Source organism: Azospirillum sp. SYSU D00513, from assembly GCF_017356015.1.
Lineage (GTDB): Bacteria > Pseudomonadota > Alphaproteobacteria > Azospirillales > Azospirillaceae > Azospirillum.
The window spans coordinates 12,990-27,402 of record NZ_JAFIQV010000028.1 but is presented as its reverse complement, the minus strand read 5'-3'; the positions used below and the strand labels follow the sequence as shown (position 1 = coordinate 27,402).

Sequence of the window (14,413 nt, the reverse complement as noted above, 5' to 3'; positions counted from 1 at the left end):
GGACGGTCCGGCGTGCTCGCCTTCCTGGCACGGCGGCTGCTGACGCTGGCGCTGACCGCCTGGCTCGCCACGCTGCTGATCTTCGCCCTGCTCCAGCTCGTTCCGGGCGACCCCGCCCTGCTGATGCTCGGCACGGCGGCGCGGCCCGACACGCTGGCGGCCCTGCGCGCCCAGATGGGGCTGGATGAGCCCCTGCCCCTGCGGTATCTCGGCTGGCTCGGCGGGCTTCTGCGGGGCGATCTCGGCACCAGCGTGACCTACGCGCGGCCCGTCGCGGGGCTGGTGGCGGAACGGATGGCCGTCACCCTGCCGCTGGCAGCATTGGCGCTGCTGCTGTCCACCGCCCTCGCCGTCCCGCTCGGGCTGCTGGCGGCGGCGCGGCACCGGCGGGCGGGCGACTGGGCGGTGGCGGGCTTCGGCCGGCTCGGCATCTCGGTGCCGAGCTTCTGGGTCGGCATCCTCCTGATCCTGCTCTTCTCGGTGAAGCTCGGCTGGTTCCGGGCGGGCGGCTTTCCCGGCTGGGGGGCGGGCGCCGGCCCGGCCCTGATGGCGCTGCTGCTGCCGGCGGCGGCGCTGGCGATCCCGGAGGCGGCGATCCTCGCCCGCGTCACCCGCTCCGCCCTGCTCGATGCCTTGCGCGAGGATTACGCGCGCACGGCGCGGGCCAAGGGGCTGTCCGGCGCGGCCGTGCTGCTGCGCCATGTCCTGCCCAACGCGCTGGCGCCAGTGGTCACCGTGCTCGGCCTGCAGGCGGCCTTCCTGGTCGGCGGGGCCGTTGTGGTGGAGAATGTCTTCACCCTGCCCGGCCTCGGCCGCCTGCTCTACCAGGCGGTCGGCCAGCGCGACCTGATCGTGGTGCAGGGCATCGTCGTGATCCTGGTGATCCTGGTCGTGCTGGCGAACGCGGCGGTGGACATCGCCTACGCCGCCCTCGACCCGCGCCCGAAGGTGGCGTGATGCGGCGGCGGATGCCTAAGAGCCTGCTGGTCGGGGCGGCCATCACCCTGGCGGTGGTCGCGGCGGCGCTGCTGTCCTGGGCCTGGACGCCCTACCCGGCGGAGCAGGTGCGCATCATCGCCCGGCTGCGCCCGCCGGGCCCCCAGCACTGGCTGGGAACGGACCATTTCGGGCGCGACACCCTGTCGATGATCCTGGTCGGCGCCCGCAACTCGCTCGCCGTCGCCGCCTCGGCCGTGCTGCTGGGTGCGGCCGCCGGCGTGCCGCTCGGTCTCGCGGCGGCGGCCTGGGGGCGCTGGGGGGACGAGCTGGTGGCGCGGCTGGGCGACCTGCTCTTCGCCTTTCCGGCGGTGCTGACCGCGATGCTTCTGACGGCGGTGCTGGGGCCGGGCGGCACCAACGCCGTGCTGGCGCTGGCCGTCTTCAACGCCGCCGTGCTGGCCCGCGTGACGCGGGGTGCCGCCCAGCAGGCCTGGCGGCGGGAGTTCGTGCGGGCGGCGCTGGCGCTGGGGCGCGGCCCGCTCTCGGCGACGCTGGCGCATGTGCTGCCCAACATCGCCGGGACCGTCATCGTGCAGGCGACGATCCTCTTCGCCGTCGCCATCCTGAACGAGGCGGCGCTGAGCTACCTCGGCCTGGGCATCCAGCCGCCCTCCCCCTCCTGGGGACGGATGCTGGGCGACGCCCAGACCTTCCTCTTCACCGCCCCCTTGCAGGCCGTGTTTCCCGGTGCGGCCATCGCGCTGACCGTGCTGGGGCTGAACCTGCTCGGAGACGGGCTGCGCGACTGGCTCGACCCGCGCGAGCGCTAGCGGCGGAACAGGCCGACCAGCTCGACATGCGCGGACCAGAGGAACTGGTCCACCGGGTAGACCCGCTCCAGCCGGTAGCCGCCATCGGCCAGCGCGCGCGCGTCGCGGGCGAAGGTGGCGGGGTTGCAGGAGACGGCGACGACCAGCGGGACCTTGGACGCCGCCAGCGCCTCGGCCTGGGCCGCCGCCCCGGCGCGCGGCGGGTCGAAGACCACCGCGTCGAAGCGCGCCAGCTCCTTCGCGGTCAGCGGGTTCTCGAACAGGTCGCGGGTTTCGGTCACCAGCCGCAGCCCGGACGCCGCCTTGGCGAGGGAGGCCATGGCCGGGGCGTCGCCCTCCACCGCGTGGACGGCGCACAGCGTGGCGAGCGGCAGGGAGAAGGTGCCGAGCCCGGCGAAGAGGTCGGCGACGCGGGCCTTGGCACCCTTCGCCGCGACGACCGGTTCGATCTCCTTGAGGACGGCGGCGACCAGCGCGGCCTCCCCTTGCGCGCTGGCCTGGAGGAAGGCGCCGGGGGCCGGCGTGACCGGCACCCCGGCGAAGCGCGCCGCGACCGGGCGGCGGTGGACGATCGGCTCCGGGCTGCCGCGGTCGTCCGCCTGCCAGGAGATGCGGGCGACCTCCACTTCGGCGAAGCCGGTCAGCCAGTCGCGCGCCGCGCGGTCGAGCCGGCGCGGCCCGACCAGCAGCAGGTCGATTCCGCCCTCCAGATCCGCCAGCACCACATCGCAGCCCTCGCCGTCCGGCAGGACCTCCGCCAGCAGCGCGCGCAAGGGGGCGACCAGAGCGGCCAGCGCCGGGACCAGCACGGGGCAGGCCTCGACATCGACCAGCCGGTGGCTCTGCCGCTCGTTGAAGCCGAGCAGCAGGCGCCGGCCGCGCCGCATCGCCGCCAGCCGGGCGCGCCGCCGCGCCGCCTCGGGCGTGCGGGAGAGCGGCTCCATCGACACCTCGCCGAGCCCGACGCGGGCCAGCGCCGCGCGCACCAGCCCAACCTTCCAGGCGGCGTAGGACTCGTCCGTCATGTGCTGGAGCGTGCAGCCGCCGCAGGCGCCGAAATGGCCGCAGGCCGCCGTGGCGCCCCGCGTCGGGCCGGGCTCCAGCAGCTCCAGAAGCTCGCCGCGCACGCCGTCGCCCCGGGCGTTGCTCGGGTCGCCCAGCCGGACGCGCACCCGGTCGCCGGGAACGGTCAGGGGCACGAAGACCTTGGTGCCACCATGCAGGGCGACGCCGTCGCCGCGCGCCCCGACCTCCGCGATGGTGAGGTCGGCGGTCAGCGTGGCGGCGGGTTTGGAAGCGGATTTCGGGGCGGAGGACCGGGATGCGGGTCGGCGCCGGGAATGGGTCTGCATCAGCTGTACCGGTCGAGAACCGGGCGGACCGCGTCCGGGATGGGGGTCGGGCGGTGGGCGGCCTTGTCCACGATGACGAGGACGGCCTCCTGCGTGGCGATGCAGCGGTCACCCTGGAAGATGGCCGAACCCAGCGTCAGCGAGCTGTTGCCGGCCCGCAGCACCCGCGCGCCGATGCGGACCTCGGCGGGATAATGCAGCTCGGCCTTGTATTCGATCAGGCTGCGGGCGATCACCACGGTCCAGGGGCTCTCGCGGCGCAAGCCCAGCCCGGCGGTCAGCAGGACGACGCGGGCCTGCTCGAAATAGACGCCGATGGCGTTGTTGTTGACGTGGCCCAGCGGGTCGAGGTCAGCGAAGCGCACATGCTCGTCCACCCAGAACCGATAGCCCTCGGGGTCGGTCAGGTCGGGTCCCGCCCCGTCGGGGGTCTTGCGGTCGGTCGTGTCGGTCATGGCGCGAATGTGGCTGGCCCGCCGCTCCGGGGCAAGACCCCGATGCGCGCCGCGATGGCCACCCTGCGAGGCATAGAGCCGAATTCCCGCGCCAACTCGCGCTGCGGGATGTTATAGGTTCACGTCCATACCAGAAAACGGACCGCAATCATGAGCAACGACACCAATCAGACCGCCGAAGCCATCTTCGAGAAAGCCCTGTCCATCGCCGAGAAGCACCTGGAGCAGGCGGTGAAGGAAGGCGGCCCGCTCGGCCCCTATGTCGCCGTTGCCATGATCGAGGCGGCCGTGAACACGGCGGTCGACGAGACCAGCCACGAGGATGTGATCGACATGCTCCGCGACCTCGCCGCCCAGATCGAGGCGGACGCCGACGAGGAAGAGTAAGGGGAGGATTTCCCCTAGGCGGCGGGAGACACGGCGGCCAGCCGGCGCGCCTCCCGCCGGCGCAGGATTTCATAGACGACCGCGCCCACGATGGTCAGGACGATCAGGATCAGCGAGAGCGCGTTGACCGCCGGCGTCAGGCCGGTGCGGACCTTGGACGCGATGTAGACGGTCAGCGTGGTGTCGAGCCCGCGCACGAACAGCGTCGTGTTGTAATTCTCGAAGCTCTGCAGGAAGGCCAGGAAGGCCGCCGACAGGATCGCCGGGGTCAGGTAGGGCAGCGTGATGCGCCGGAACACCTGGCCGTGGCTGGCACCGAGATCGAGCGCCGCCTCCTCCAGCGTCGCGTCGAATCGCTGGAGCCGGGCCAGGAACAGCAGCATGGCGTAGGCCGTGACGAAGCTGGACTGCGCCACGACGGTGAGGAAGATGCCCCCCGTCACCCCGAACCATTCCCGCCAGAAGACCAGCGTCGAGATGCCGACGATCACCCCCGGTGTCAGCAGCGGCGACACCATCACCGCGTAGAGGAAGCTGCGCGCCCGGCTGTGCAGCCGGTCCAGCAGCAGCGCCGCCGCCAGCCCCAGCGGCACCGCCACCAGGATCACGCCCGCCGCGACGACGAGGCTGGTGCCGAGCGAGGTCCACATCCGCTCGTCCGCGAAGAGCGCTTCGAACCAGCCCAGCGTGAAGCCCCGCCAGGGCGTCACGGTCGGGAAGCGGCTGTCGTTGAAGGTCGCCGCCGCCATGATGCCGAGCGGCAGGAACAGGTAGCCGAAGAACAGCACCAGATAGGCGGTGGTCAGGATGCGGCGGAAACGGTCGGCGGTCATGTCGGCTTCCTCACTTCACCCGGTCACTTGGCCCAAATCACTTGGCGATGTCGGCCAAGCCGACGCGGAACAGCCGCATCATCAGCAGGATGAAGCCGATGCACAGGACCAGCAGGATGAAGGCATAGGCCGCACCCTGGTTCCAGTTCCCGCCCTCGAAGAACCAGTTGTAGATGACCTCGGTGAACCAGCGGCTCTGCGGCCCGCCGAGCAGCGAGGGCACGGCGTAGCTTCCGGCCGCCAGCATGAAGGTCATGATGCAGCCGACCGCGATGCCCGGCTTGGCGTGCGGCGCCACCACGCGGCGGTGGATGCGCAGCGTGCCGGCGCCGAGGTCGCGCGCCGCCTCGATCTGGTTGCGGTCGAGCGACTCCATGGCGTTGTAGATCGGGAAGACCATGAAGAGGATGTAGACATAGACCATGCCGACGATCACGCCGCCGTCCCCACCCAGCAGCCGCTGCGGCGCGTCGATCAGCCCGAGCCCGACCAGCACCGTGTTCAGCACGCCGTTGTAGGCGAGGATGATGTACCAGGCGAAGGTGCGCAGCAGCTCGTTGATCCAGAAGGGGATCACCAGCATCAGCATCAGCACGGGCAGCCGGTGCCGGGGCGCCACCTGCGCCAGGTAATAGGCGACGGGGTAGCAGACCACCAGCGTCGTCAAGGTCACCAGCGCGCTGGCCCAGATCGTCTTCAGGAAGATCGTCAGGTGGATCTGGTTGGTCCAGAGCGTCGCGTAATTGCGCACCGTGTAGACGTCCTCCGGCCCGCCGGCCTTCGACGGCGGCAACGACGGCCGGAAGGAGAAGTCGATCATCAGAAGCTGCGGCAGGATCACCAGCAGCAGCATCCAGACCGCCACGGCGAGCAGGATGATCCCCGTCAGGACCGGCCCGTAGCGGCGCAGCACCTCGCTCATGCCGCCCTCGCGGGAACGGGATGGAACAGCGTGAAACATGGAACGCGGTCGTGTTTCACGGCGTCACCTCGGGAGTCTGTCGAAGGAAGGTCGTGGCGCGGGGGCTTAGGACTGCAAGCCTAGCATGCACGCGGATCGGGCGCAAGCTTGGCCGCGCGCTGCAACCGGCGGGAATTATGACGTTTTGGAGTCGTTTCGACACGCTTCCTCAAGTATCCGGTGGTAAATCCATGATGCCACGCAAGTCCTGCTGATCACGGCAGCGGCGGGTGACAAAGTGACGCCGCCGGTTTAAGCTGGCTGCCATTGCGAACCAATCCGGCAAGGAGCCGTCATGCCGAATGCCGTTGCTGACGGTGCTCTTGCCGATGACGACGCAGGCGGGGATCGTTTCTCACGGGATCTGGCCGCCATCGCGCGGATCGATGCCATTCCGACCATGCTGGAGGTGGTCTGCCGCACGACCGGCATGGGCTTCGCCGCGGTCGCGCGGGTGACGGAGGAGCGCTGGATCGCCTGCGCGGTGCGCGACGAGATCGCCTTCGGGCTGCAGCCCGGCGGAGAGCTGCCGGTGGAGACGACCATCTGCGACGAGATCCGCGGCAGCGGCCGTTACGTGGTGATCGACCATGTGGCGGAGGACGGGATCTTCTGCGACCACCGCACGCCGAAGATCTACGGATTCCAGAGCTATCTCTCCATGCCGGTCTTCCGGCGCAACGGGGAGTTCTTCGGCACGCTCTGCGCCATCGACCCGCGCCCCGCCCGGCTGGACAAGCCGGAGACCATCGGCATGTTCAAGCTGTTCGCCGACCTCATCGGCTTCCATCTCGACGCCATGGACCGCATGGAGTCCGGCGAGGCGGCCCTGCTGGACGAGCGCCGGACCGGGGAGCTGCGCGACCAGTTCATCGCCGTGCTGGGGCACGACCTGCGCAACCCGCTGGCCTCCATCGACGCCGGCATGAGGCTCCTGCGTAAGACGCCGCTGAGCGCGCCGGCCGCCGAGGTCGTTGCCCATGTGCAGAAGAGCACCGCGCGCATGGCCGGGCTGATCGACGACGTGCTCGACTTCGCGCGCGGCCGTCTGGGCGGCGGCCTGCCCTGCGCCCGCCGGGCCGAGCCCGGGCTGGACGCCCTGCTGGACCAGGTCGTCGCCGAGCTGCGCTCCGCCTGGCCGGACCGGATCATCCAGTGCGACCTGGCGCTCGGCCGGCCGGTCCATTGCGACGGGGCGCGCGTGGCGCAGCTCCTCTCCAACCTGCTGGCCAACGCGCTGACCCACGGCGATCCCGCCGGCCCGGTCCGGGTCCGCGGGCGCTGCGGCGAGGACGGGTTCGAGCTGTCCGTGTCGAACCTGTGCGAGCCGATTCCGCCGGAGATCCTCGCCCGCCTCTTCCAGCCCTTCGCCCGCGCCTCGGCCAAGCCCGGCCGGCAGGGGCTCGGGCTCGGGCTCTACATCGCCTCGGAGATCGCCCGCGCCCATGGCGGCCGGCTGGAGGCGACCTCCGCGCGGGAGGAGACGCGCTTCACCTTCCGCATGCCGGCCCATGGCATGCCGGCCACTGGTGCGGAGACCGCCGTCAGCGGATGAGGGGGTGAAGCAGCATCCCTACAACCGAGCAGGCCGCGAGCACGGGGATCATGCCGATCTTGAAGCGGAACACCGCCAGCAGCGCCGCCACGGCCAGGAGCAGCGACGCCGGGTCGATGGAACGAAGGACCGGCACGTCCAGCGTCATGCCGGCGACACGGGTCTCCGCCACCTCGCGGAAGAGAACATGCAGCGCGAACCAGATGGCGAGGTTCAGGATCACGCCGACCACGGCGGCGGTGATCGCCGACAAGGCACCGCCCAGCGCCCGGTTGCCGCGCAGGGCCTCGACGAAGGGGGCGCCCAGGAAGATCCACAAAAAGCAGGGCACGAAGGTGACCCAGGTCGCCAGCAGCCCGCCCAGCGTCGCCGCCAGCATCGGGGGCAGGGCGCCGGGCTCGCGGAAGGCGCCGAGGAAGCCCACGAACTGCACCACCATGATCAGCGGACCGGGCGTCGTCTCCGCCATGCCGAGCCCGTCCAGCATCTCCCCCGGCCGCAGCCAGCCGTAGGTCTCCACCGCCTGCTGCGCCACATAGGCCAGCACGGCGTAAGCACCGCCGAAGGTCACCACCGCCATCTTCGAGAAGAACACGGCGATCTCGCTGAACACGTCGCCGGTCCCGAACAGGGCCAGCAGCGCCGCCACCGGGCCGAGCCAGAGGGCGAGGCAGATGGCGCTCACCTTCAGCGACCAGCCGAGCGTCGGGCGGGCGTGGGCCGGGATCTCCTCCCCCAGCAGGCTGTCGGCGTCGGCCAGCGTCTTGCCCCCGGACGCGCCGTGGCCGCCGCCGGGCTTGAAGGCGGGATGGCCCGAACGCCCGCCGAACCACCCCACCAGTCCCGCCGTCAGCACGATGACCGGGAAGGGCACGTCGAAGGCGAAGATCGCCAGGAAGGCGGCCGCGGCGATGCCCAGCATGACCCGGTTCTTCAGCGCGCGCCGGCCGATGCGCACCACCGCCTCCAGCACGACGGCGAGCACGGCGGCCTTCAGCCCGAAGAACAGCCCCTGCACGATCCCGACATTGCCGAGTCCGGCGTAGATCCAGCTGAGCACCATGATGCTGATGACGCCCGGCAGCACGAAGAGCACGCCCGCGATCAGCCCGCCGACGGTGCGGTGCATCAGCCAGCCGATGTAGACGGCGAGCTGCTGCGCCTCCGGCCCCGGCAGGAGCATGCAGTAGTTCAGCGCGTGCAGGAACCGGTTCTCCCCGATCCAGCGCTTCTCCTCCACCAGGATGCGGTGCATGACGGCGATCTGCCCGGCCGGCCCGCCGAAGCTGAGCGCCGCGATCCGCGCCCAGACGCGCAGCGCCTCGCCGAGGCTCACGCCATGGCCGCCGGACCGGCCGCCCGGATCGGCACCGGATGCGGCCGTGTCGGCGCGGCTGCCGGCGCCGGAATTGGTTTGGCTCATGGGGCTCCCCTCAGTCCCGTTTCCTGCGGAAATAATGATGAAGGTCGTCGAGGGCGGCGGCCCCGCGTTCCAGCCGCCGCCTGTCGTCGTCGGTCGCCGCGGCGATGCCCGCGACCAGGGTGCGGATGCCGGCCGCCTCCTCGCGTCCGAACTTGCCGTCCTTCAGGTCGATGTCGTGGATGATCTCGGCGATGGCGGACAGGGCCGGGTCCGGATCGCAGAAGCGCGCCAGCAGGACCTCGAAGGTGCAGCGGTCGCCCTCGTGCGTGTGCTCCGCCTCGAACATGTCGAAGCGAAGTTCCCCCGGCTCCGGGACATAACCCTTGTCCGGCACGAATTTGAAACTGGCTTGCGGATCGATGAAGCGGCGGATCAGCCAGGCCGACGCGATCCTGTCGGCATGGACGCCCCGGCGGGTGACCCAGGTACGGCCGGTCGGCCGCGCCCGCGCAGCGATCCCGTCTCCTTCCCCGCTCTCATCCCGCGCGGCCTCGTCGAGGCGGCGCTCGATTCCCGAGAGCAGCCCCTCCACCGCGTCGCGCCCGTTGGCCCCGAAGAAGTCGATATCCGCGATCTCGGCGAGGCGCCGCCGCAACCGCGCGAGCTGGGATCGCTGCTCCGGAACGGCGGCGCGCCCGCCGGCGGGTTCCGGCGCTTCGGTCAAGGTCTCGGCGAGAGCGCGGGCTTCCTCGGCGAGCTTGCCGTATTCCGCGTCGCGGGCGGCGTCGAACAGCGACCGGATCTCCCCGTCGGTCAACCCGTCGACCAGCCGCGCCTCGAAGATGGTCGCGTCGCCCCCGCCCTGCCGGATTTCGCGCAGCAGCCACTGGAAGTCCTCCCGCGTGTCCGCGCGCGACGGCAGGGCATAGAGCGACGCCTTGATCGCCACCGAGCCGAGATCCTGGAGCCGCCGCCAGATCTTCACGCGGAAGTAGGCCGGCTTCGGCGGAAGCTGGTGGGACAGCAGAAGCCAGCTCTGCCGGAAGTCGGAGGTTGGGCGCTCATCGCTCATGGAATGAGGCTGTATCATGCAGTATTCACGATACGCAACAGCTGTATCTTTCATTTTCAAGCGCCGGGCCGAGAGCGGCCTGACCGGTCGGGGTCGTGAACGGCGCCATGATCCCGCACGAGACATCATTCCCCGGCACGGTTACTCTGTCCTTCCTGCAACCAGGGGGAATTCATGGCTTGGCGCCCCAGGCATGGCGATGAGGCGGAAGAAAGGCTTCAGAACCTGCATGCCCGTTTCCGCAGGGTCACGCGGAACCAGGATCGCAGGGCGAGGCATGGCCGCTTCCAGCGCCGTGCCGGTGCCGCGCTTCTGGCCGGGATCGGCCTCGCCGTCCTGTGCACCGGGGTGGTGTGGTCATATCCATGGCCGGCCCTGCTGACCCTCAAGCATCTGGCGGCCGCCGGCGGCTGCGGCACCGCCCGCTTGCTGGAGCTTGCCCCCGTCCGCGACGGAGAGCCGGGCTACTGGTCCCATCTGGACCGCGACGAGGACGGCGTCGCCTGCGAACACTGGAATGGACGCTGAATCTCCGGGTGACTCCCTCCCCCGCTCTGTCATAGTGCAGCGAGCGGTGTCGGCGCCCGTGCCGGGCGGGATCACGGGCGGCCGGGCGGAGCGGGCCTTCGCGGAGGCCGGGGTGGATGTGCTGGCGCTCTGAGGGAGGAAAGCCATGACGCCCGCCAAATGCCGAAACACGCGGGAACGTCTGGGATGGTCGCGGGACGAGCTGTCGCGCCGCTCCCTGGTCGACGCGGCGACCATCGCCGCCTACGAGGACCAGCAGCAATCCGCCGACCTGCGCATGGCCGCGGCCCTGCGGCTGGCCTTCATCATGGCCGGCGTGGCGGTGGACGAGTTCTAGCCCCGCATTCAGGAAAGCCGCGGGCAGGGCACCGGCGGCCTGTCGCCTTTCCGGCCGGGACGGCGTAGGATGGCCCATGCTTGAGAGATGCGCCTTGCGTGGGAGGAACGATGCCGGTTGACCTGTTATCGGAAACCGGCGGGCCATCCCACCTTCCCGGCGACCTTGCCAATCTGATCGTCGAGAATGCCGGCGACTCCATCTTCGTCATGGACACGGAGGGGCGCACCCTCTTCGCCAACGCCGCCGCCGAACGCACCTTCGGCTGGGCCCAGGACGAGCTGCGGGGGCGGTCCCTGCACGACATGGTCCATTACAAGCACTCCGACGGACGCCACTTCCCGATGTCGGAATGCCCGCTGGGGCATGTCTTCACCTCGCGCCACCGGCTGGAAAAGCACGAGGACCTGTTCTTCCACCGCGACGGCATGCCCATCCACGTCGCCTGCTCCAACGCGCCGGTCCTGCGCGACGGGGAGATGATCGGCGCCGTGCTCATCGCCGTGGACATCACCGAGCGCAAGCGCATCCAGGAGCAGCTGGCCGAGGCCCTGGCCGCCAAGCAGGCGCTGATCCAGGAGGCGCATCACCGGGTCAAGAACTCGCTGATGATGGTGCTGAACCTTCTGCGGCTTCAGGCTCATCAGGTGCCGGACGAAACCGTCCGGCAGCATTTCGACGAGGCCTGCAGCCGCATCGCCATCGCGGCCCGGCTGCACGAGCGGCTGCACGGCATCGAGGATGCGGAGACGGTGGAGTTCGCCAGCGTGCTGCGCGAGGTCTGCGCCGACATCCACGGCACGAGCCCGGCCGCCGAACGCGTCGCGCTGGCGGTCGAGGCCGTCCCCATGGTCCTGCCGGCCGACCGCGCGCTTCCCCTGGCGCTGCTGACCAACGAACTGGTCACCAACGCCATCAAGCACGCCTTCCCGCAGGGCCGCGCGGGGCGGATCCAGGTCCGCTTCGGCCCGGCCGGGGACGGAACGGAGACAGCCGGACCGGGCGCCGGCTGGGAACTGCGCGTCTGCGACGATGGCGCCGGCCTGCCGGAGGATTTCGACAGCGCGGCACCCCGCTCCCTCGGCATGCGGCTGGTCACCGCCCTCGCCGGCCAGATCGGGGCCAGCCTGACCATCGAACGGGAGCCGGAAACGGCCTTCGTGCTGCGCGCGGAGTGATGGGGTCCGGGGGCTCGCCGAGATGCGCCCCTCACGCTTGCGCCGGCAGCACCACCGCGTCCTCGGCGCGGAAGGCGACGCGGGCCGGGGCGCCGGGGGTGAAGGCGGGTTCCTGGCCCAGGTGGGGGGTCTGGACGATGATGGGGCGGGCGGCGGGGCCGAGCGCCGGGGCTTCGAGGAAGGCGTTGATGAAGGCGCCCTCGAAGTCGCGGTGGGTGACGCGCGCCTCCACCATGTTGTCGCCGGCGCCCCCGAGGCTCAGCCGCTCGGGCCGGATGAAGAGGGTGGCCGGATCGCCGGGCTTGAGGGCGCGCGGGTTGCGGCCCGTCAGGCGGCCGAGCGGCGTGTCGATGGCGGCGGTGCCGGAGTCGGCCAGCGCCACGGTGCCGGCGAAGCGGTTGGTCTCCCCCACGAAGGAGGCGACGAAGCTGGTTTCCGGCCGGTCGTAGATGGCCTGCGCGTCGCCGACCTGTTCCAGCACGCCCTTGGACATCACGCCGATCCGGTCGGACATGGTCAGGGCCTCGCCCTGGTCGTGGGTGATGTAGATGAAGGTGACGCCGGTGCGCTTCTGAAGCTCGCGCAGCTCCGCCCGCATGTGCTGGCGCAGCTTGAGGTCCAGCGCCGACAAGGGTTCGTCCAGCAGCAGGACGGCGGGCTCGACCGCCAGCGCGCGGGCGATGGCGATGCGCTGGCGCTGGCCGCCGGACAGCTCCGTTACCTTCTTCGGCCCGGCGTCCGGCAGGGCGACCAGTTCCAGGAGCTGTTCGACCCGGCGGCGGCGGTCGGCGGCGGGCACGCCGCGCACCTCAAGCCCGAAGGCGATGTTGTCGGCCACCGTCATCAGCGGGAAGAGCGCCAGGTTCTGGAAAATCAGCGCGGTGGGCCGCTTGTTCGGCCCGATGCCGCGCATGTCCCGGCCGCCGATCCGCACGGCGCCCGAGGTCGGCTCCATGAAGCCCGAGACCATGCGCAGGATGGTCGTCTTCCCGCAGCCGGACGGCCCGAGGAAGCTGAAGAACTCGCCGGCGCCGATGGTCAGGCTGACGTCGCGGACCGCCGTGACCGGCCCGAACCGCATCGTGACGGAGTCGAGTTCGACAGCTTGGCTCATGCTTCATCCGGGGCTGGCGGGTGGGGAGGGCGGGACCTTGCCGCATGGGCGCGGTCCCGTTTCAACACGCAACCCTCATCCCGACGCAAGCGGGGACCCGGGCCTTTCCCACGGCTGGTCCCATGGGGGAGTCCTGGATCCCCGCTTCCGCGGGGATGAGGGCTGACGGAGGTGACGGCGATGGGCTTGGCGCCACGCTGCCCCACCCGCCCCGCGCCGTCGCGGCCGGCCGGATGGGGCATGCGCGCGGACGCGCCTTACGCCGCCAGGAAGCGGTCCTGGTACTCGTTGCGGATGGAGACGTACCAGGCGTCCTGGATCGGCCACCACCACAGCTTGTTCAGCGCGTCGCCCGGATAGGCGTCGGCGAAGAACTGCTTGTTCAGGTCGCTGAGATGCGCCTCGGCGCCGACCGAGGTGCTGGAGATGCCGGACGCGTTGGTGTAGAGGGCGCCGGCCTGCGGCGTGTAGAACCAGTTGATCCAGGCGTAGGCCTGCTCGAGGTTCTCGGCCTTGGCGGGGATGGCGAAGCCTTCCATCCAGGCGAGTGCTCCCTCCTTCGGCGCGACGAAGCGGACCGGCAGCCCTTCCTTGCGGAGCGCCACGGCGGTCGAGTCCCAGGTCTGGCCGATGGTGCAGCCGTTGGTGCGGAAGGCGCCCTGGGCCTCGTTCTCGTTGGACCAGAACTGGCCGACGGCCTTCTTGTGCTCGGTCGCCACCTTCAGGATGGCGTCGAAGTTGGCGCGGGCCTTGGCCTCGTCCTTGAACTGGTCGCGCAGGGGGTGCGGCAGCTTGCCCTGCCCTTCCAGCCACAGCGCGATGCCGATCAGCGAGGAGTGGCCGCGCACGGTGGCCTTGCCGGCGTTCTCCGGCGCCCAGATGTCGCCGTAGCCGGCCTTGCCGTAGGTCAGCGGCGACTGCTTCATGTCGTAGGCGATGGCCTCGGTGCCCCAGTCGGCCGGGGCGAAGTAGCGCTTGCCGCCGACCACCCCGCCCATGCCGGCGGACCCTTCGACCGCCGACTTCAGGCAGCCGTCCCACTTCACCTTCGACTCGTCGAGCGGGCGGACCAGCTCGGCCTCGACGTAGTTGGGGACGCGGTCCACCGTCGGATGGATGATGTCGAAGCCGGCTCCGCCCGTGGCCTTGAGCTGGTTCAGCAGCTCGTCGTTGGTGCCGTATTCGGTCAGGGTCGCCTTGATGCCGGTCTTCGACTCGAAGTCGGCCAGCATGTCCTTGGTGATGTAGCCGGCCCAGGAGAAGACCTTCACGCTGCCCGACGCGGCGTGACCCTCGCGGAGGATCCAGGGGCCGACCGAGGCGACGGCGCCGGCAGCGGCGGCGCTGCGCAGCAAGGTGCGGCGGGTGAAGCTCTTGGCCGCGCGCTGGGTGGCGGCGCTGGAGATCTGGTCGGGCGTCTTCTTGCTGTCAGCCATGGCGCTTGTTTCCCCTGTTCGTTTCGCCGGGGAGGCGCCGTTCGCGTCCCCCGCCGTCGCGGCGAATTTGCCC

The 14,413-nt window shown here is 70.8% G+C and carries 16 protein-coding genes; 8 read left to right on the top strand and 8 right to left on the bottom strand.

What is annotated here, in order from left to right; all coding sequences use genetic code 11:
- Positions 1–12: 12 nt before the first annotated feature.
- Entirely contained in the window at positions 13–957 is a 945-nt protein-coding gene (locus tag JUB11_RS20145; RefSeq protein ID WP_207460373.1) for an ABC transporter permease subunit, read from the top strand.
- Positions 958–968: 11 nt separating this feature from the next.
- Complete coding sequence (locus JUB11_RS20140; protein WP_247887193.1) at positions 969–1,769, top strand: ABC transporter permease; 801 nt, start codon at positions 969–971, stop codon at positions 1,767–1,769.
- Here the strand turns inward: JUB11_RS20140 and JUB11_RS20135 are convergent.
- Both JUB11_RS20135 and JUB11_RS20130 read right to left on the bottom strand, forming a co-directional pair.
- Positions 1,766–3,121, bottom strand: a complete 1,356-nt coding sequence (locus JUB11_RS20135) for a class I SAM-dependent RNA methyltransferase (RefSeq protein ID WP_207460371.1) — start codon at positions 3,119–3,121, stop codon at positions 1,766–1,768. The two genes, JUB11_RS20140 and JUB11_RS20135, sit on opposite strands and share 4 nt — an antisense overlap.
- Entirely contained in the window at positions 3,121–3,576 is a 456-nt protein-coding gene (locus JUB11_RS20130; RefSeq protein ID WP_207460370.1) for a thioesterase family protein, read from the bottom strand. The genes JUB11_RS20135 and JUB11_RS20130 overlap by 1 nt, the downstream gene beginning before the upstream one ends.
- 150 nt (positions 3,577–3,726) lie before the next feature.
- On the opposite strand from JUB11_RS20130, the gene JUB11_RS20125 reads away from it, so the two are divergent.
- Complete coding sequence (locus JUB11_RS20125; protein WP_207460369.1) at positions 3,727–3,963, top strand: hypothetical protein; 237 nt, start codon at positions 3,727–3,729, stop codon at positions 3,961–3,963.
- 14 nt (positions 3,964–3,977) lie between these two features.
- On the opposite strand, the gene JUB11_RS20120 is transcribed toward JUB11_RS20125, so the two are convergent.
- A complete protein-coding gene (locus tag JUB11_RS20120; protein WP_207460368.1) occupies positions 3,978–4,796 on the bottom strand; it encodes an ABC transporter permease in 819 nt (272 codons plus the stop codon).
- A gap of 37 nt (positions 4,797–4,833) precedes the next feature.
- Positions 4,834–5,718: an ABC transporter permease gene (locus JUB11_RS20115; protein WP_207460367.1), complete on the bottom strand. Its 885-nt coding sequence runs from the start codon at positions 5,716–5,718 to the stop codon at positions 4,834–4,836.
- Between the two features lie 334 nt (positions 5,719–6,052).
- Between JUB11_RS20115 and JUB11_RS20110 the strand changes: the two genes are divergently transcribed.
- Entirely contained in the window at positions 6,053–7,312 is a 1,260-nt protein-coding gene (locus tag JUB11_RS20110) for a GAF domain-containing sensor histidine kinase (protein WP_207460366.1), read from the top strand.
- On the opposite strand, the gene chrA is transcribed toward JUB11_RS20110, so the two are convergent.
- Together chrA and JUB11_RS20100 are read right to left on the bottom strand one after the other, a co-directional pair.
- Positions 7,302–8,735 carry a chromate efflux transporter gene (gene chrA / locus JUB11_RS20105; RefSeq protein WP_207460365.1) on the bottom strand — a complete coding sequence of 478 codons (1,434 nt, stop codon included), beginning with the start codon at positions 8,733–8,735 and terminating at the stop codon, positions 7,302–7,304. The genes JUB11_RS20110 and chrA overlap by 11 nt on opposite strands.
- A gap of 10 nt (positions 8,736–8,745) precedes the next feature.
- Positions 8,746–9,747, bottom strand: a complete 1,002-nt coding sequence (locus tag JUB11_RS20100; RefSeq protein ID WP_207460364.1) for a chromate resistance protein ChrB domain-containing protein — start codon at positions 9,745–9,747, stop codon at positions 8,746–8,748.
- Positions 9,748–9,921: 174 nt separating this feature from the next.
- On the opposite strand from JUB11_RS20100, the gene JUB11_RS20095 reads away from it, so the two are divergent.
- The 4 genes from JUB11_RS20095 (at position 9,922) to JUB11_RS20080 (ending at position 11,790) form a co-directional block, all read left to right on the top strand.
- Positions 9,922–10,275, top strand: coding sequence for an excalibur calcium-binding domain-containing protein (locus JUB11_RS20095; RefSeq protein ID WP_207460363.1), 354 nt, complete (start codon positions 9,922–9,924; stop codon positions 10,273–10,275).
- On the top strand, positions 10,265–10,408 hold the full coding sequence (locus tag JUB11_RS20090; RefSeq protein WP_207460362.1) for a hypothetical protein: 144 nt from the start codon (positions 10,265–10,267) through the stop codon (positions 10,406–10,408). The genes JUB11_RS20095 and JUB11_RS20090 overlap by 11 nt, the downstream gene beginning before the upstream one ends.
- Positions 10,409–10,420: 12 nt before the next feature.
- Positions 10,421–10,612 carry a hypothetical protein gene (locus JUB11_RS20085; protein ID WP_207460361.1) on the top strand — a complete coding sequence of 64 codons (192 nt, stop codon included), beginning with the start codon at positions 10,421–10,423 and terminating at the stop codon, positions 10,610–10,612.
- A 110-nt stretch (positions 10,613–10,722) separates the two neighbouring features.
- On the top strand, positions 10,723–11,790 hold the full coding sequence (locus JUB11_RS20080) for a PAS domain S-box protein (RefSeq protein WP_207460360.1): 1,068 nt from the start codon (positions 10,723–10,725) through the stop codon (positions 11,788–11,790).
- A 31-nt stretch (positions 11,791–11,821) separates the two neighbouring features.
- Here the strand turns inward: JUB11_RS20080 and JUB11_RS20075 are convergent, their stop codons facing one another.
- Together JUB11_RS20075 and JUB11_RS20070 are read right to left on the bottom strand one after the other, a co-directional pair.
- Complete coding sequence (locus JUB11_RS20075) at positions 11,822–12,904, bottom strand: ABC transporter ATP-binding protein (protein ID WP_207460359.1); 1,083 nt, start codon at positions 12,902–12,904, stop codon at positions 11,822–11,824.
- A 257-nt stretch (positions 12,905–13,161) separates the two neighbouring features.
- Positions 13,162–14,340, bottom strand: coding sequence for an extracellular solute-binding protein (locus tag JUB11_RS20070; RefSeq protein ID WP_207460358.1), 1,179 nt, complete (start codon positions 14,338–14,340; stop codon positions 13,162–13,164).
- Positions 14,341–14,413: the final 73 nt, after the last annotated feature.